General features: G+C 67.3%; 16 protein-coding genes and 2 tRNA genes. 11 read left to right on the top strand and 7 right to left on the bottom strand.

Translation table 11 applies throughout. The features are described 5' to 3' along the window. The first annotated feature begins 36 nt into the window (after positions 1-36). From EJO66_RS24650 to EJO66_RS24635, 4 genes are all read left to right on the top strand, one after another. Complete coding sequence (locus EJO66_RS24650) at positions 37-951, top strand: YicC/YloC family endoribonuclease (protein WP_124960090.1); 915 nt, start codon at positions 37-39, stop codon at positions 949-951. 8 nt (positions 952-959) lie between these two features. Then, positions 960-1580, top strand: coding sequence for a guanylate kinase (gmk, locus tag EJO66_RS24645; protein WP_015867099.1), 621 nt, complete (start codon positions 960-962; stop codon positions 1578-1580). A gap of 30 nt (positions 1581-1610) precedes the next feature. Continuing rightward, positions 1611-1814, top strand: coding sequence for a DNA-directed RNA polymerase subunit omega (gene rpoZ / locus EJO66_RS24640; RefSeq protein ID WP_015867100.1), 204 nt, complete (start codon positions 1611-1613; stop codon positions 1812-1814). A 100-nt stretch (positions 1815-1914) separates the two neighbouring features. Further along, the gene (locus EJO66_RS24635; RefSeq protein ID WP_125966383.1) at positions 1915-4173 is read left to right on the top strand and encodes a RelA/SpoT family protein; all 2259 of its coding nucleotides are present in this window, start codon (positions 1915-1917) and stop codon (positions 4171-4173) included. A gap of 16 nt (positions 4174-4189) precedes the next feature. Here EJO66_RS24635 and greB read toward each other — a convergent pair whose 3' ends face one another. Then, entirely contained in the window at positions 4190-4765 is a 576-nt protein-coding gene (greB, locus tag EJO66_RS24630; protein ID WP_124960092.1) for a transcription elongation factor GreB, read from the bottom strand. Between the two features lie 132 nt (positions 4766-4897). On the opposite strand from greB, the gene EJO66_RS32835 reads away from it, so the two are divergent. Further along, positions 4898-5203 carry a hypothetical protein gene (locus tag EJO66_RS32835; protein ID WP_185738361.1) on the top strand — a complete coding sequence of 102 codons (306 nt, stop codon included), beginning with the start codon at positions 4898-4900 and terminating at the stop codon, positions 5201-5203. Between the two features lie 82 nt (positions 5204-5285). Here the strand turns inward: EJO66_RS32835 and EJO66_RS24620 are convergent. The 3 genes from EJO66_RS24620 to hrcA form a co-directional block, all read right to left on the bottom strand. Beyond that, positions 5286-5362: transfer RNA gene (locus tag EJO66_RS24620), tRNA-Arg, on the bottom strand. A gap of 64 nt (positions 5363-5426) precedes the next feature. Then, a tRNA-Ile gene (locus EJO66_RS24615) sits at positions 5427-5503 on the bottom strand. 32 nt (positions 5504-5535) lie between these two features. Continuing rightward, positions 5536-6546: a heat-inducible transcriptional repressor HrcA gene (gene hrcA, locus EJO66_RS24610; RefSeq protein WP_124960093.1), complete on the bottom strand. Its 1011-nt coding sequence runs from the start codon at positions 6544-6546 to the stop codon at positions 5536-5538. Between the two features lie 28 nt (positions 6547-6574). On the opposite strand from hrcA, the gene EJO66_RS24605 reads away from it, so the two are divergent. Genes EJO66_RS24605 through rapZ form a run of 3 tightly spaced genes read left to right on the top strand, consistent with a single transcriptional unit; the run spans position 6575 to position 10045 of the window. Continuing rightward, a complete protein-coding gene (locus EJO66_RS24605) occupies positions 6575-7486 on the top strand; it encodes an NAD kinase (RefSeq protein WP_124960094.1) in 912 nt (303 codons plus the stop codon). Between the two features lies 1 nt (position 7487). Further along, entirely contained in the window at positions 7488-9167 is a 1680-nt protein-coding gene (gene recN / locus EJO66_RS24600) for a DNA repair protein RecN (protein WP_124960095.1), read from the top strand. Beyond that, positions 9167-10045 carry an RNase adapter RapZ gene (rapZ, locus tag EJO66_RS24595; protein WP_124960096.1) on the top strand — a complete coding sequence of 293 codons (879 nt, stop codon included), beginning with the start codon at positions 9167-9169 and terminating at the stop codon, positions 10043-10045. Before recN ends, rapZ begins: the two co-directional genes overlap by 1 nt. 15 nt (positions 10046-10060) lie before the next feature. Here rapZ and mutY read toward each other — a convergent pair whose 3' ends face one another. From mutY to mutM, 3 genes are all read right to left on the bottom strand, one after another. After that, a complete protein-coding gene (mutY, locus tag EJO66_RS24590) occupies positions 10061-11122 on the bottom strand; it encodes an A/G-specific adenine glycosylase (protein WP_125966382.1) in 1062 nt (353 codons plus the stop codon). 7 nt (positions 11123-11129) lie between these two features. After that, complete coding sequence (locus tag EJO66_RS24585; protein WP_125966381.1) at positions 11130-13091, bottom strand: dynamin family protein; 1962 nt, start codon at positions 13089-13091, stop codon at positions 11130-11132. An 89-nt stretch (positions 13092-13180) separates the two neighbouring features. Beyond that, a complete protein-coding gene (gene mutM, locus EJO66_RS24580; protein ID WP_124960099.1) occupies positions 13181-13993 on the bottom strand; it encodes a bifunctional DNA-formamidopyrimidine glycosylase/DNA-(apurinic or apyrimidinic site) lyase in 813 nt (270 codons plus the stop codon). Between the two features lie 71 nt (positions 13994-14064). Here mutM and EJO66_RS24575 point away from each other — a divergent pair, with 71 nt between their 5' ends. Genes EJO66_RS24575 through ispE form a run of 3 tightly spaced genes read left to right on the top strand, consistent with a single transcriptional unit; the run spans position 14065 to position 17311 of the window. Then, entirely contained in the window at positions 14065-15903 is a 1839-nt protein-coding gene (locus EJO66_RS24575) for a tetratricopeptide repeat protein (protein WP_125966380.1), read from the top strand. Then, positions 15900-16424 carry a lipoprotein insertase outer membrane protein LolB gene (locus EJO66_RS24570; protein ID WP_124960101.1) on the top strand — a complete coding sequence of 175 codons (525 nt, stop codon included), beginning with the start codon at positions 15900-15902 and terminating at the stop codon, positions 16422-16424. The genes EJO66_RS24575 and EJO66_RS24570 overlap by 4 nt, the downstream gene beginning before the upstream one ends. Next, positions 16421-17311: a 4-(cytidine 5'-diphospho)-2-C-methyl-D-erythritol kinase gene (ispE, locus tag EJO66_RS24565; RefSeq protein WP_125966379.1), complete on the top strand. Its 891-nt coding sequence runs from the start codon at positions 16421-16423 to the stop codon at positions 17309-17311. Before EJO66_RS24570 ends, ispE begins: the two co-directional genes overlap by 4 nt. Positions 17312-17334: the final 23 nt, after the last annotated feature.

Below are 17334 nucleotides of genomic sequence, written 5' to 3'. Positions count from 1 at the left end.
CCTCGGTGCTTGCAAGCAAAACCATAGTGAGGCGCAATGCCAGTTTACAGCATGACCGGCTATGCCAGTGGCCAGAACGGCCCCGCCGGCAGCCACTCCGAAGCCGAAGCACGGCCTGCCGCCGCGGGCCGGCTCGGGGTCGAAATCCGCTCGGTCAACAGCCGCTTCCTCGACCTCACCTTCAAGCTGCCGGAGGAACTGCGCCAGCATGAAACCGCGCTGCGCGAGCTGCTCACGGGCAAGCTCAAGCGCGGCAAGGTGGAGGTGCGCGCCGCCATCGAGAACACCGCCCAGGCGGGCGTCGTCGAGCCCTCCGCCAAGCTGCTGCAGCGGCTCAACGGCGTGCAGGACGGCATCAAGGCCTGGCTGCCGGCCGCCCGCGAACTGAGCGTGGCCGACGTGCTGCGCCTGGCCGGCGGCGACAGCGCTGCCCGCGGCGACTGGGGCGGCGACCTGCTCGAGGTGGCCGGCAAGGCGCTGGATGCGCTGATGTCGGCCCGCCAGCGCGAAGGCGCGCGGCTCGCCAAGATGCTGGAGGCCCACCTGGCCCAGCTGCGCGCCCTGGTCGAACAGGCCGGACCGCTGATTCCGCAGCTGGTCGAGCAGCAGCGCGCTCGTTTCCTGGAGCGCTGGCAGGAGGCCATGGGCCTGACCGGCGGCACCCTGCCCGAGGCGGCCCAGGACCGGGCGCTGACCGAGGCAACCGCCTTCGCCATCCGCATCGACGTGGCGGAAGAACTCACTCGGCTGAATTCGCACCTCGACGAGATCGAGCGGCTGCTCAGGAAGGGCGGCGAAATCGGCAAGCGGCTGGACTTCCTGATCCAGGAGCTGCATCGCGAGGCCAATACACTGGGCTCCAAGTCGGCGGCACTGGAACTCACACGCATCGGCGTGGACATGAAGGTGCTGATCGAGCAGATGCGCGAACAGGTACAGAACATCGAATGAGCGAGCGAATGGACTATCCAGGCAACATCTTTGTCGTGGCGGCACCCAGCGGTGCCGGCAAATCGAGCCTGGTCAAGGCGCTCATGGAGCTGGACACGGCCGTCCAGCCCTCGGTTTCCCACACCACCCGGCCACCCCGCGGGCAGGAAAAGCACGGCCGGGAGTATTTCTTTACCTCGCCCTCCGAATTCGACGCCATGATCGCGGCGGACGGCTTCGTGGAGTGGGCCCACGTGCACGGGCACCGCTACGGCACCTCCAAGAAAGCCATCGAGGAGCGCATCGCCCAGGGGGCCGACGTCATCCTGGAAATCGACTTCCAGGGCGCCATCCAGATCCGCAAGACCTTCGCCAACGCCGTGATGATCTTCATCCTGCCGCCCAGCTGGGAAGAGCTGCGCTCCCGGCTGGAGCGTCGCGGCGAAGACAGCGCGGCCGTCATCGAGCTGCGCCTCAAGAATGCCGCCGAAGAAATGGCCCGGGCAGGGGAATTCGACTTCGTTATAATCAACGAGTTATTTGAGCGCGCGCTTTTCGATCTCAAGGCGATCGTCCACGCTCAGCGGCTTCGGTATTCTGCACAGCGCCGCGCACGTGCCGACACATTCGCCGCCCTGAACATCCCCTGATTTCCTGCTCACTGACCGAAAGATTCCATCATGGCCCGCATCACCGTCGAAGATTGCCTGCTTCAGATCCCCAACCGCTTCCAGCTGGTTCTGGCCGCCACCTACCGTGCGCGCATGCTGAGCCAGGGCCACGCGCCCAAGATCGAAAGCAAGAACAAGCCCGCCGTCACCGCCCTGCGCGAAATCGCCGAAGGCAAGATCGGCCTGGAAATGCTCAAGAAGGTGCCGGGCTGATCTTTGCTCTGACGCAGCCCTGCAACGAAAAGGCACCGCGAAGCGGTGCTTTTTTTACGTCTGGACGCGTCCATAGAGCGGTCACGCTAAAGTGGTAGCCATGAGCGCGGTTGCCAAACATCAGTCCCATGCCCCTACGGGGGGCACGCACAAGCCGAGTCCGGCGGCGTTGAATGCGGCTGCCGCGAGCTTTGCCGCGCTGACCGCCAGGCTCGACTACCTGAGCCCCGAAGACACCGAGCTGGTCCGCCGCGCCTACCGCTTCGCCGACGAAGCCCACCTGGGCCAGCTGCGCAACAGCGGCGAGCCCTACATCACCCACCCCATCGCCGTGGCGGCGCAATGCGCCGAATGGAAGCTCGACGCCCAGGCGCTGATGGCCGCCCTGCTGCACGATGCCATCGAGGACTGCGGGGTCACCAAGCCCGAACTGATCGAGCGCTTCGGCGCGCCGGTGGCCGAACTGGTCGACGGGCTCACCAAGCTGGACAAGCTGCAGTTCAATACGCGCGAGGAAAACCAGGCCGAGTCGTTCCGCAAGATGCTGCTGGCCATGGCGCGCGACGTGCGCGTCATTCTGGTCAAGCTGGCAGACCGCACGCACAACATGCGCACGCTCGACGATGCGCCGCGCGAGAAATGGGCCCGGATCTCGCGCGAAACGCTCGAGATCTACGCGCCCATCGCGCACCGGCTGGGCCTGAACCAAACGTACCGCGAACTGCAGGAACTGTCGTTCCGCCATCTGAAACCGTGGCGCTACGCCACCCTGTCCAAGGCCGTGGCCAAGGCGCGCGGTCGCCGCCGCGACCTGATCCAGAAGGTGCAGCGCGAGGTCGAGACCGCCTTTGCCAACGCCAACATGACGCTGCGCATCGCGGGACGCGAGAAAACGCTCTATTCGATCTACCGCAAGATGGAGGAAAAGCATCTGAGCTTCGCCCAGGTGACCGACATCTACGGCTTTCGCCTGATCGTGCCGAACGTGATCGCCTGCTACACGGGCCTGGGCATCCTGCACCAGATGTACAAGCCGCTGCCGGGCAAGTTCAAGGACCACATCGCGATCGCCAAGCTCAACGGCTACCAGTCGCTGCACACCACGCTGGTGGGCCCGGCCGGCGTGAACGTGGAGTTCCAGCTGCGCACCGAGGCCATGCACGTGGTGGCCGAATCGGGCGTGGCGGCGCACTGGCTCTACAAGGCGGCCGAGCCGAACGCGGCCAGCAACGACCGGCTCGGCACCAAATGGCTGCAGTCGCTGCTCGACATCCAGGACGAAACGCGCGACGCCGCCGAGTTCTGGGACCACGTCAAGGTCGACCTGTTTCCGGATGCGGTCTACGTCTTCACGCCGAAGAGCCAGATCCTCGCGCTGCCGCGCGGCGCCACGGTGGTCGACTTCGCCTACGCCATCCACAGCAACATCGGCGACCACACCTCCGCGGCACGCATCAACGGCGACCAGGTGCCGCTGCGCACCGAGCTCAAGAACGGGGACGTGGTCGAGGTCATCACCGCGCCCGTGTCCACGCCCAATCCCGCATGGCTCGGCTTCGTGCGAACCGGCCGGGCGCGCTCCAAGATCCGCCACTACCTGAAGACCCTGGCCCATGCCGAATCCGAGGGCCTGGGCGAGAAGCTGCTGGCCCAGGCACTGCGCGCCGAAGGCCTCAGCAAACTGCCGGCCGAGGACGCCGAGCACCAGGCGCTGTGGGAAAAGCTGCTGCGCTTCACGGGCAACCGCACGCGTGCCGAGCTGCTGACCGACATCGGCCTGGGCAAGCGGATTGCCAGCATCGTGGCAAAGCGGCTGGTGGCCATGCTGTCCGAACTCGGCGAGCGGCCCGATGCGCTGCTGCTGAGCCGCGAGCGCTTCATCTCGCACGAAACCATTTCCCAGGGCGCCGTCACGCTGGACGGCAGCGAGAACTCGTCGGTGCGCTTTGCGCTGTGCTGCCGGCCGATTCCGGGCGACGAGATCGTCGGCTACCTCGGCCATGGCGAAGGCCTGGTCGTGCACACCGAGTCCTGCGGCGTGGGCCAGCGCCTGCGCCACAAGGACAGCGAACGCTTTTTCGCGGTCGAGTGGGCGGACGAGCCGACCCGCACCTTCGAAACCGGCGTGGTCATCACGGTGCGCAACGACAAGGGCGTGCTCGCGCGCGTGGCCGCGACCCTGGCAGACGCCGAAGCCGACATCACGCACGTCGAAATGGCCGACGAGACGCCGCAGGATTCGACCGACCTGCGCTTCGTGATTGCGGTGCGCGACCGCACCCACCTGGACAGCGTGCTGCGCGCCGCGCGGCGCACGGCCTCGGTGCTGACCGCCGCAAGAACGGTTCCCGCGCCCTGACCGGCGGGCAGGAAAGCTAGCGCGTCGTGCCCGGCGCCGGATAGCTGACCGACAGCAGCTCGACCTCATGGGCGCCGCCCGGCGTCACCAGCTTCACCACGTCGCCTTCGCGTGACTTGAGCAGCGCGCGGGCGATCGGGGAGATCCAGCTGACCTGCGACTGGGCGCTGTCGGCCTCGTCGATGCCCAGAATCGTCACGCTGCGCTCGTCGCCCGTTTCGTCCACGTAGCGCACCGTTGCGCCAAAGAAGACCTGGTCGCTGCCGTGATGCACCGAGGGATCGGTCACTTCGGCAATTTCGAGCCGCTTGGTGAGAAAGCGGATGCGCCGGTCGATTTCCCGCAGCCGCTTCTTGCCGTAGAGATAGTCGCCATTCTCGGAGCGGTCGCCGTTCTTGGCGGCCCAATGCACCGCCTCGACGACCTTCGGGCGCTCTTCGTCCATCAGCTGAAGCAATTCGTCGCGCAGCCGGGCATAGCCGGCCGGCGTCATGTAGTTCTTGCTGCCGCTCGGCAGTGCGGGGACGGTGCTTTCGCCGCCGTCGTTGTCGTCAGCGTCGCTCTCGGTTTCCTTGGTGAATGCTTTGCTCAACTTGGTAGAACCTCTGGTCTCAAGGAAGGGATGGCCTCTTCATCGTATTTTCAACATTCGCGACAGGGTGCGCAGCGGCGCCGTCGCGCGCCACGAATTTGAGGCCCGCAGTGCCGTGCATCGCGCTTCCAGGTGCGAGGCGCGCAATCTTGCGCGCTCCAGGTCCTGCGCGAGAACAGCCTGGCTGCGCCGGGATTCAGCCAGTTCATGTTGGCGTGCATCGCGATCGGCGATCGCCTCGCCCAATTGATGCTGGCAGTCCGCACGGCCGGCAATGGCCTCGTCCAGTTCGCGCTGGCGCTCGGCGCGGCCCGTTTTCTTCCGGCTCCTCCGGTGAACATCAAGAATGCCTCAACACCACCCGAAGGTCGAGAGCCTCCGGCGCAGGACGGACCGATCGCATCGCACGGAGCCCCGGAACGGGAACATTGCCCGTGATCTCGTTGAACGGAAGATTCCGCAGAGCGCCGCGCCAAAAGAAAAAGGGTTAGGACACGTAATGTCCTAACCCTTCAAAGAGTGGTGCGGCTGGCAGGAATTGAACCCACGACCCCTTGGTTCGTAGCCAAGTACTCTATCCAACTGAGCTACAGCCGCACAGCTATCGATTATAGCATCCATTTTTGGCCCCTGGCGAACCAAGCTCAGAAATGAATGCAGGTGGTAGGCCGTGATGGGCTTGAACCATCGACCAACGGATTATGAGTCCGCTGCTCTAACCAACTGAGCTAACGGCCCACGAGAGGCCACGATTCTATTCGCGGCGTCGCTTACTTGCGGTGGCTCAGCGCATTGCTGACCAGCCGCGAGGTGATGTCGACGATCTGGATCATGCGCTCATAAGGCATGCGGGTCGGGCCGATCACGCCCAGCGTACCCACCACCTGCCCGTCGACTTCATAGTTGGCGCTGACGATGGAAAGCTCCTCGATCGGCACCACCTGGCTCTCGCCGCCGATGAAGATGCGCACGCCCTCGGCCTTGCTCGACACGTCGAGCAGCCGCATCAACTGCGCCTTCTGCTCGAACAGCTCGAAGGCACGGCGCAGCTGCCCCATGTCGCTCGAAAAATCGGTGACGGAAAGCAGGTTGCGCTCGCCGGAAATCACGACATCGTCTTCCTGTGCCTCGGTGAGCACCTCGGAACTGACCTTGACCGCCGCCTGCATCAGCGCGGCAATCTCGCCGCGCAGTTTTTCGACTTCGGACTGCAGGCGGTCGCGCACCTGCTCGATGGTCAGGCCGGCATAGTGGGCATTGATGTAGTTCGATGCTTCCACCAGCTGGGACTGCGTGTAGTCGGCCTCCGGAAAGATCACGCGGTTCTGCACGTCGCCGTCGGGCGAGACGATGATCACCAGCAGCCGCCGGTCCGAAAGCCGCAGGAACTCGATCTGCTTGAAGACCGAGGCGCGCCGCGGCGCCATGACCACGCCGACGAACTGCGAAAGGTTGGACAGCAGGTTGGCCGCGTTGGCAATCACCTTCTGCGGCTGGTCGGGAGGCAGGTGGCTCGGCGCGTTCATGTGCTCGCGCTGGGCGGTGAGCATGGTGTCGACGAACAGCCGGTAGCCGCGCGCGGTGGGAATGCGTCCGGCCGAGGTGTGCGGGCTGGTGATCAGCCCCAATCCCTCGAGGTCGGACATGACGTTGCGGATGGTCGCGGGAGACAGGTCCAGGCCCGGGGCGCGCGACAAAGTCCGCGACCCGACCGGCTGGCCTTCGGCGATATAACGCTCGACCAGCGTCTTGAGGAGCAACTTGGCACGGTCGTCCAGCATTGCAAGATTTTAGTGTTGTAATTTGTAGATGACTTCCCGCTTTCGTCACGTCGCGCTGATCGGCAAATACCAGGCTTCAGGCGCCAGGGCGCAGGCCGATGCCCGCGACGGCGTGATGGAAGATATCGGCGCCTTCCTGGAATCGCAAGGCTGCGAGGTGTTCGTCGAAAGATCGGCGGCCGAGGAGGCCGATACGGACGCCAGCGTCGGCGGTCGCTACCAGCCGCTGAGCGTCGAGGAAATCGGCCAGCGCTGCGATCTGGGCCTGGTGGTGGGAGGCGACGGAACCATGCTGGGCATCGGCCGGCAGCTTGCCTGCTACGGGATTCCGCTGATCGGCATCAACCGCGGCCGGCTCGGATTCATCACCGACATCCCTCTCGACAACTACCAGGCCACGCTGATTCCCATGCTGGCCGGCGAATACGAGGAAGACCACCGCAGCCTCATGCATGCGCAGGTCATGCGCGACGGCGCCTCGGTCTTCGATGCGCTGGCAATGAACGACGTGGTGGTCAACCGCGGCGCCACCTCGGGCATGGTCGAGCTGCGCGTTTCGGTGGGCCGTCATTTCGTGGCCAACCAGCGCGCCGACGGCCTGATCATCGCTTCGCCCACGGGTTCGACGGCCTATGCGCTCTCGGCCGGCGGCCCGCTGCTGCATCCGGCGGTGCCGGGCTGGGTGCTGGTGCCCATTGCACCGCACACGCTGTCGAACCGCCCCGTGCTGCTGCCCGATGCCGACGAGATCGTGATCGAACTGGTGGCGGGGCGCGACGCCAGCGCCAATTTCGACATGCAGTCGCTGGCATCGCTCGCGATCGGCGATCGCGTGGTGGTGCGCCGCTCCGACTTCCGCGTGCGCTTCCTGCACCCGCGCGGCTGGAGCTATTTCGACACGCTGCGCAAGAAACTTCACTGGAACGAAGGGGGCTCCTGAAATGGCGCTGCGACGCATCGCATTGCGCGACTTCGTGATCGTGCGATCACTCGAACTCGACCTGTCGGCAGGCTTCACGGTATTGACCGGCGAGACCGGCGCGGGCAAGTCGATACTGATCGATGCGCTCCAGCTGGCGCTCGGCAACCGGGCCGACGCGGGCGCGGTGCGCGAAGGCGCCGAACGGCTCGACGTCAGCGCCGAATTCGACGCCGATCCGGCACTCGCGGCCTGGCTCGACGAGGGCGGGTTCGAAAACGGCGACGCCCTGCTGCTGCGCCGCACCGTCGACCTGCAGGGCCGCAGCCGCGGCTGGATCAACGGCAGCCCGGCCACCGCCACCCAGCTGCGCGAACTCGGCGACCGCCTGCTCGACATCCATGGCCAGCATGCATGGCAAAGCCTGACGCGGCCCGAGGCCGTGCGCGGCCTGCTCGACGCCTATGCCGGCGTGCGCACCGATGTGCTGGACGCAGCCTGGCAGAACTGGCGCCAGGCGCTTTCCGCGCTCGACCACGCGCGCTCGGCGCAAGACTCGCTGCTGCGCGAACGCGAGCGGCTGCAATGGCAGATCGCCGAAGTCATGAAGCTGGCGCCGGCCGAAGGCGAATGGGAAGAGCTTTCGACACAGCACGCGCGCGTCTCCAATGCGCAGGCGCTGATCGACGCGGCGCAGGGCGCGAGCCAGGCGCTGGAGGACGACGATAGCGGCGCGCTCGCCGCGCTGTCGCGCGCCGTCACCCTGCTGCAGAACTGCGAGCACATCGAGCCCGAATTCCGCGCCCTCGGCGAAGTGCTGGCCTCCAGCGTCGCCCAGGCTTCCGATGCCGCCCACACGCTGCACAGCTATCTGCGCGACGCCGAGGCCGATCCGCAGCGGCTGGCCGAACTCGACGAGCGCATGGGCCTGTGGATGTCGCTCGCGCGCCGCTACAAGCGCACGCCGGACGACCTGCCAGCGCTGCTGGCCGGCTGGCAGGCCGAGCTGCAGGCGCTCGATGCGCAGAGCGATCTCGCAGGCCTGGAGCGCGCCGAGCAGGGCGCGCAGCAGGCCTACATGAAGGAAGCCAAGGCGCTCGCCAAGGGGCGCAAGCTGGCCGCCCCGCGGCTGGCCGAGGCGGTCACGCAGGCGATGCAGGGGCTTGGCATGCAGGGCGGGCGCTTCGAGGTCGAGCTGCTGCCGCTGGCGCAACCGGGCCGCGCGGGTCTCGAAGACGTCGCCTTTCTCGTGAGCGGCCATCCCGGAAGCACGCCGCGCCCCATCGGCAAGGTGGCTTCGGGCGGCGAACTCTCGCGCATCGCGCTGGCCATTGCAGTCACCACCAGCCAGCTCGGGGCCGCGCAGACGCTGATCTTCGACGAGGTCGATGCCGGTGTCGGCGGAGCCGTTGCCGAGACCGTGGGACGCCTCATGAAGCAGCTCGGGCGCGATCGCCAGGTGCTGGCGGTCACCCATCTGCCGCAGGTCGCCGCCTGCGCCGACCACCACCTGGTGGTGGCCAAGCGCCAGACGACGGCGGCCGGCCAGGACGGCCCGCGCACCGAAAGCGGCGTCTCGCGGCTCGACGACGACACCCGCGCCCGCGAAATCGCCCGCATGCTCGGCGGCGAGAAGCTCTCGCAGACCTCGCTGGCGCATGCCCGCGAAATGCTGGGCCACAAGACTTCGGCGGCGCTGTGATGGACCTCGACCTGGTGCTCATCACCGGCATGTCGGGCTCGGGCAAGTCGGTGGCGCTGCATGCGCTGGAAGACGCCGGCTACTACTGCGTCGACAACCTGCCGCCCGAACTGCTGACGGCCTTCATCGCGCTGCAGCACGAGCAGCAGGCCACGCGCGTGGCCATTGCCATGGACGTGCGCAGCGGCGTGTCGCTGCCGATCGTTCCGCAGCAGCTCGAAGCCTTGCGGCAGGACGGCGTTTCGCTGCGCTCGCTTTTCCTCGACGCGACCACCGACGCGTTGCTGCGGCGCTATTCGGAAACCCGCCGGCGCCATCCGCTGTCGCGCCAGGAGGGCCGCAACGATGTGCCCGAACAGGAGCGCGTGCTGGTGCAGGCCATCGAGCTCGAGCGCGAGCTGCTGGCCGATCTGCGCGACGGCGCCGACGTGATCGACACCAGCCTCATCCGGCCGGCCCAGCTGCAGAGCTACATCAAGGCGCTGATCTCGGCGCCGCAGAGCCGCGCATTGACGCTGGTGTTCGAATCCTTCGCCTTCAAGCGCGGCGTGCCGCTGGATGCCGACTACGTGTTCGACGTGCGCATGCTGCCCAATCCGCACTACGTGCCCGCGCTGCGGCCGCTCACCGGGCGTGATGCGCCAGTGGTCGAATGGCTGCGCGAGCACGACGACGTCGCGCGCATGTACGACGACATCGAGCAGTTCCTCTCGCGCTGGCTCGATGCGCTGGCGCGGGACCACCGCAGCTACGTGACCGTGGCCATCGGCTGCACCGGCGGCCAGCACCGCTCGGTGTTCCTGGTCGAGCAGCTCGCGCGCGCATTCGGAACCCGCTGGGTCGCCCTCAAGCGGCACCGCGAACTCGACGCGGGCTGAGTCCGTGTCCGCCGGCTAATCCGCGCTGCCCTCGAGCAGCTTGCGCATCGGCGCCGGCAATCCAAGGCGGTCCCACTCCTTCGCATCCACCCAGCGCGCGGCATCGCCCTGCGGCTGGCTGCCCTGGAGCATCACCGGGTGCAGGTGCAGGTCCTTGTGGGTCAACACATGCACGAAGGGCGGCAGGTCCTGTGCGCCCGCCAGCGCCGCCGGAGGCAGCGCGGCCAGCAGCTCTTCGCGGCTCTCGAACACAGGCGGGCAGTAGAGCCCGGCCCAGATGCCCTTGGCCGGCCGCTTCTCGAGCCAGACGCGGCCTTGCGCATCGCGCGCGAGCAGCGCCCAGAGCGACTGGGCGCTGCGCTTGAGCTTGCGCGTCTTGACTGGATAGCGCTCCGGCTGGCCCTCGCGCAGCCCGACGCATGTCTTGTCGAGCGGACAGATCATGCAGCTCGGCTTGCGCGGCAGGCAGACCGTGGCGCCCAGGTCCATCACGCCTTGCGTGTAGCTCGCGATGGCTTCTTTCTGCTCGGCCGGCGGCAGCAGCTGCGTGGCTTGGTCCCACAGTGCGCGTTCCTGCGCCGACGAAGACATGTCGCCGCCAAAGCCGAGCACGCGCGTCAGCACGCGCTTGACGTTGCCGTCGAGAATCGCGACCCGCTCTCCGAAGCAGAAAGCCGCGATCGCCGCGGAGGTGGAACGGCCGATGCCGGGCAGGGTCTCGAGCTCGGCGGCCGTGCGCGGAAACTCGCCGCCGAAGCGCGCCACCACCTCCTGCGCGCAGCGGTGCATGTTGCGGGCGCGGCTGTAGTAGCCCAGGCCGCTCCAGAGCCCGAAGACCTCGTCCTCGGTGCCGCCGGCCAGCGCCCGCACGGTCGGAAAGCGTTCGAGAAAGCGCGCGAAGTACCCGAGCACGGTCGAGACCTGCGTCTGCTGGAGCATGACCTCCGACAGCCACACGCGGTACGGATCCCGCGTGTTTTGCCACGGCAGCGCGCTGCGCCCGTGGCTGCGCTGCCAGGCCACGACGCGCTCGGCAAAATCGGCCGGCGCCTGCGGCTGCACGGCCGCAGCCGGCACTGAACGGTCAGGCCGCCGCACGCAGCTCGCCGACGGCGGCGGTTGCCGGCCTTCCCTGTTGCGCGATGGCCGAGGTGAATTCATGGAGCCGAAGGTGCAGCTCGGCCAGGCTGCTTTCTTGCTGAGCCAGTTCGAGCAGGCGTTCGTCGAGGTTGCCTGCCGCATTCTGGATGCGCTCGATCGCCTCGATGCGTTTGCTGAAATTGCGGCGGCGCTCCTTCAGCTGCGCATCGATCTGGGCGCTGGCGCCCTTGCTCCAGCGTTCGACCTCGGTCATGGCCGCTTCATTGACCAGCCGCAGGCGGCTTGCGAGCGCGCGCACCAGCTTGTCGCAGAAGTCCGCCTGCGCCAGCTTCAGCAGGTTGCCCACGCCCAGGTAATGGATGTGGCTGCGCTCGATCTGGCTGAGCTCCTGCTCGAAGCTCGTCAGGTCGGGCTCGGCGGGCGCCTGCAGGGTAAAGCCCTGCTCCGCGTTGAGCTGGCGGAAGGTGGCGTGCAGCATCGACTGGATCTCGGCCGTCGTGGCCTGCACTTCGCGCAGGTTGTTGCGCAGCGAGTCGAAGGTCTCGCCGTACACCTTGCGCACGTTGAACTTGACGCCCGGGCGCTTGAGCGCGGCCGAAAGCCGCACCATGTCTTCCTTGAGCGCGGTGCGGCCGAGCACGGCATACACCTCGCGCAGCAGCTTGCCCTGCACCGAACGCAGCGCGAGGATGCGCGTGTTGCTGCCCTCGAACTCGGTCTGCTCCTGGTCGATGCGCGCACGCATGTGCCGAATGACCGACACGTTCTTGCCGCGCAATCCCTGCAGCTCGAGCGCCTGCTCCGACAGGTCGCGCTGGCGCACCTTCAGGATGCGCTCGGCCTCGGTCCGCAATGCCACCATGCCGGCATCCACCGCGAGCCGCAGCATGGTTTCGCGCTTGCCGAGCACGCCTTCCGCGAGCAGCGTCTCGAAAGCCGGCAGCCGGCTGGCGTCGAGCAGCCGCGCATCGCGCTGGATCTTTGCCTGCAGGCCCTTCTGCGCCGACACCGGCAGCACCTGCACCAGCGGCACCTCGAGGAACTTGGCCGCGACCTCGCGCTGGCGTTCGATCTGCAGCTCGATCTGCGCGGGCGTGCTCAGCGAGTCCCACATGGTGTCGATCTTGTTGAGCACCACGAAGCGCGTGTCGCTGCCTTCGGTTTCAGTGACCAGATGCTCGCGCCAGATCGACAGGTCGGAGCGCGTCACGCCGGTTTCGGCGCCCAGGATGAAGACCACGGCATGCGCCTGCGGGATCAGGCTCACCGTGAGCTCGGGCTCGGCGCCGATGGCGTTCAGGCCCGGGGTGTCGAGGATCACCAGCCCCTGCTCCAGCAGCGGATGCGGCATGTTCAGGATGGCATGGCGCCAGCGCGGAATCTCGACGCGCCCTTCGGCGTCCTGCACGGGGTTGTCGTCGGGCGTCTCCTCGTTCCAGAAGCCCAGCGCGTGTGCCTCGTCCTTGCTGACCCAGCGCACTTCGGCCACCTTGCTCATGGCCTGGGCCAGCTGGTCGGCATTGCCCACGTCGATCGCGATTTCGGTCCAGCGCCCGGCCTTTTCGCGCCAGTGCGTGAGCGAATGGGGTTCCAGGCGGGTCTCGATCGGCAGCAGCCGCAGCTTGGGCGACAGCGCGGCGTCGTAGCCCAGCTCGGTCGGGCACATCGTGGTGCGCCCGGCGCTGGCCGGCATGATGCGGCGACCGTAGGCGGCGAAGAAGATCGCGTTGATGAGCTCCGACTTGCCGCGCGAGAACTCCGCCACGAAGGCCACCATGACCTTGCTGGTGCGGATCTGCAGTTCGAGGCCGCGCAGGCGCTCGGCCACCGCCTGGTCGAGCAGCTCGTTCTCGGTCAGCCAGCGGGACAGCCACTGCAGGCGGTGCGCGAAATTGCTTCGCCAGGCACCGTGCTGATCGAGTTGTTGATTGAAAGAGCGGCTCAAGGGGAATATGTAAGAAAGAACTTACAAATATAGCATTGCAAACTGGGAAGCAGGCGATTGCAGGATATGCCAACGGGTCGGCTAAGCCACTATTTTTGACAATTGGGGCAATAGTAAGTGGAACGCTGCCCTTGGCGCAGCAGCCGGATGGGCGTTGCGCAGACCCGACAGGGCTCGCCAGCGCGGCCGTAGACCGTGGCTTCGAGCTGGAAATAGCCGTTCTGCCCGTCCACGTTGGAAAAATCGCGCAGCGTGCTGCCGCCCTTCTCGACCGCCCTGGCCAGGATTTCGCGCACGGCCGCATGGAGCCGGGCCGCCCTCGGCCGGCTGATGCGCGCGGCCGAGAGCGTGGGCCGTATGCCCGCCTGGAACAGGGCCTCCGACGCATAGATGTTTCCAACGCCGACCACCACGTCGCCCGCGAGCAGCACCTGCTTCACCGCCGCCTTGCGCTTGCGAAGGCCGGCGTGGAACGCGTCCAGGTCGAAGCCGTCGCCCAGCGGCTCCATGCCGAGGCCGCCGAGCAGCTTGATGGCCCAGGGCGCCGCCTCGTCCTCCACATAGACCACGGCGCCGAAGCGGCGCGGATCGTTCAGCCGCAGCGTGCCGAGTTCGGTCACCAGATCGAAGTGATCGTGAACGCCCGGCGGCGGAAGCGCGGCATCGAAGCGCAGGCTGCCCGACATGCCCAGGTGCAGCAGCAGGAGGCCGCGGTCCAGGTCGATCAGCAGGTACTTTCCGCGCCGGCGCACCTGCAGCACACGGCGCCCGACCAGCGCCTCGGGCACGACCATCAATGCCCAGCGCAAGGGTTTGCCGATGCGAACCGCACCGATGCGTGCACCGGCAATGCGTTCGGCAAAACCGCGCCGCGTCACTTCGACTTCAGGAAGCTCAGGCATGAAATAAAAACTCCGGGCTGCGACGAAGCCCCACGCGGTGCTCGCTCAAAAGCTTGGATTATTATGGTTCGATGATTCCATCGCTCCGCCGACACCGCCTTGCGGCGGCCGCGTCTTTCGTCGTGTTGCTGGCTTGTGCCGCCCAGGCGCAAACCTCCGATCCCGCCGCGCCCAAGAGCCCGGCCCCCATCATCGAACGGCCGGCACCATCCCGCCCAGGCACGAAGCCGGCGGCTGTCGCCGCAAAGCCGGCCAGCGAACCGAATGCGCAGCCCTCGGCGCTGACCGCCGAGCTGTTCTACGAAATCCTGATGGGCGAGATGACCGCACGCTCCGGCGACCCCGGATCGGGCTATGCGCTGGTGCTCGACGCGGCCCGCCGCCTGCGCGACGGCAAGCTGTTCCAGCGCGCGGTCGAGATCGCACTGCAGTCGCGCTCCGGCGACGCGGCGCTCGCGGCCTCGCGCGCGTGGCAGGAAACGCTGCCCAACTCGCGTGATGCACGGCGCATCGAACTGCAGATATTGATTGCACTCAACCGCATCGGCGAAACGGTGGAGCCGCTGCGGGCCGAAATCGCGGCCACGCCGCAGATCGAAAAGCCGATGCTGATGGCGGTGATCACGCGCAACTACTCGCGCGCCTCCGACAAGAAGCAGGCCGCCTCGGTGGTCGAGCAGGCGCTGGTCGACGAGCTCAAGAGCCCGGCCACCGGCGCGCTGGCCTGGGCCACCATCGGCCGCATGCGCCTGAACGCCGGCGACACCTCCGGCGCCCTGGACGCCGCGTTCAAGGGCCAGCAGATGGATCCCGCCTCCGACGCCCCGCCCGCCCTCGCGCTCGAGATGATCGACCCCGGCCAGCCGCTCGCGGAGCCGATCGTCACGCGCTACCTGGCCAGCAACCCCAAGGCGCCGCCCGACCTGCGCATCGCCTACGCGCGCGTGCTGGTCGAGAACCGCCGCTATGCGGATTCCACCGCGCAACTGCAGGCGCTCACCGCGGCGCGGCCCGAACTGGCCGAGCCCTGGCTGCTGCTCGGCAGCCTGCAGGCGCAGGCCCGGCAGGACGCAGCGGCCGAAACCTCGCTCAAGCGCTACATCGAACTGGCGGCCAACCAGAAAGACCCGGACGACCGCCAGCGCGGTACCACCCAGGCGTACCTCCTTCTCTCGCAGCTGGCGGAACGCCGCAAGGACTTCACGGCCGCGGAACGCTGGCTCGCACGCGTCGACAGCGCCGACGAGTTCGTGGTTGCGCAGACGCGCCGCGCGGGCCTGCTGGCGCGCCAGGGCAAGCTGCCGCAGGCGCGCGAACTCGTGCGCGGCCTGCCCGAGCGCACGCCCGAGGACAAGAAGCAGAAATTCCTCGCCGAAGTGCAGCTGCTGCGCGATGCCAAGCAGTACCAGGCAGCCTACGACATGCTGGCGCAGGCTTCCGCTGCCGCTCCGAACGACAGCGACCTGGTCTACGACCAGGCCATGGTGGCCGAGAAGCTCAACCGCCTCGACGAGATGGAGCGGCTGCTGCGCAGGCTGATCGAGCTCAAGCCCGAGAACCAGAACGCCTACAACGCGCTCGGCTACTCCTTTGCCGATCGCAAGATTCGCCTCGACGAGGCTCGCACGCTGATCCAGAAGGCCGTGCAGCTGGCGCCGGAAGACCCCTTCATCGCGGACAGCCTGGGCTGGGTGGAATTCCGGCTGGGCAACACGAGCGAAGCCATCCGCATCCTCGAAGCGGCCTACAAGACCCGGCCCGATCCGGAAATCGGCGCGCATTTCGGCGAAGTGCTCTGGTCGGCAGGCCAGAAGGACCGTGCCGTCACGATCTGGAAGGAAGCCCTGCTGAGCGACGCCGAGAACGAGACCCTGCAGGAAACGCTCAAGCGCCTGCGGGTCAAGCCGTGAGCGTGCCCGCCCCCCGGCTGGCCGACAGCGGCCGCCGCGCCCTCCTGCTTGCGGGCGGGGCCGCGCTGCTCTCGATCGCCGGCTGCGCCCAGCTGGCGGGCCGCTCCTCCGTGCCCAGGAGCACGGACAGCTGGAGCGGCCGCATGTCGCTGCGCATCGACAGCCAGCCGGTGCAGACCTTTTCCGCATTGTTCGAATTGCGCGGCTCTCCCGAAGCGGGCGAACTCTCGCTCACCAGTCCGATCGGCAGCACCCTGGCCCAGCTGCACTGGTCGCCCGGCGAGGCCCTGCTCAAGAACGGCAGCGAGGTCCGGCGCTTCGACTCGGTCGATGCATTGATCGAGGCCGCCACGGGCGCGGCCATACCGGTCGGCGCGCTGTTCGGCTGGCTCGCGGGCCGCGACGAGCGCGTGCCGGGCTGGCGCCCCGATCTCGCGCAGGTCGCGAACGGCCGCCTGCAGGCCACCCGCGAGTCTCCCGGCCCCACGGCGGACCTGCGCATCGTCTTCGAGCGGTCATGAAGGCGATCTACGACCTTCCCGCACCGGCCAAGCTCAATCTCTTCCTGCACATCACCGGCCGGCGCGAAGACGGCTACCACCTGCTGCAGTCGGTCTTCATGCTGATCGACTGGTGCGACACGCTCCACGTCGAACTGCGCAGCGACGGCCAGCTCAGCCGCGAAGACCTCACGACCGAGCTGCCGCCCGACGATCTCGTGCTGCGCGCGGCGCGGGCGCTGCAGGCGCATGCGGCGCCCGGCCAGGGCGCCCACATCGGCATCGCCAAGCAGGTGCCGGCGCAGGCCGGCATGGGCGGAGGCTCCTCGGACGCCGCCACCTGCCTCCTGGCGCTGAACCGCCTGTGGGGGCTGAACCTGCCGCTCTCTCGCCTGGCCGAGATCGGCGTGAAACTCGGCGCCGACGTGCCGTTCTTCCTGGGCGGGCGCAATGCCTGGGTCGAGGGAATCGGCGAGAAAATCAGGCCTGTGGACATCCCTTCCGCACGGTTCGTGGTGGCCAAGCCACCCCAGGGACTCGATACCCGCTTAATTTTTTCTGCGCCCGACCTTCAACGCGCCACTCCTGTTGCTATAATCTCGGGCTTTGCTGCAGATAGCGAACAGCTTGAAGCCCCAAACCCCGAAAGCAGCGCTTTCAAGGTTTTCGACTTCGGCCACAACGACCTGCAGCCGGTTGCCCAGCGGCTTTGCCCCGCGGTCACCGACGCCATCGAATGGCTCGGCGCCCAAGGATTCAAAGCCCGGATGACCGGCTCCGGGAGTTCGGTTTTCGCGAAAATGCCGCAAGGGCCGCAGGAAGCGGAACTGGCAAAGGCCCCCACGGGCTGGCAGGTTCGCCAATGCAGCAACCTGGCCGTTCATCCACTTTGGGGATGGGCGACCTGAAGATAATCGGATCGTTATGGGTC

It is taken from the genome of Variovorax beijingensis, from assembly GCF_003951285.1.
Lineage (GTDB): Bacteria > Pseudomonadota > Gammaproteobacteria > Burkholderiales > Burkholderiaceae_C > Variovorax > Variovorax beijingensis.
Note: the sequence above shows the minus strand (reverse complement) of the source record. Positions and strands in the feature narration are given on the sequence as shown.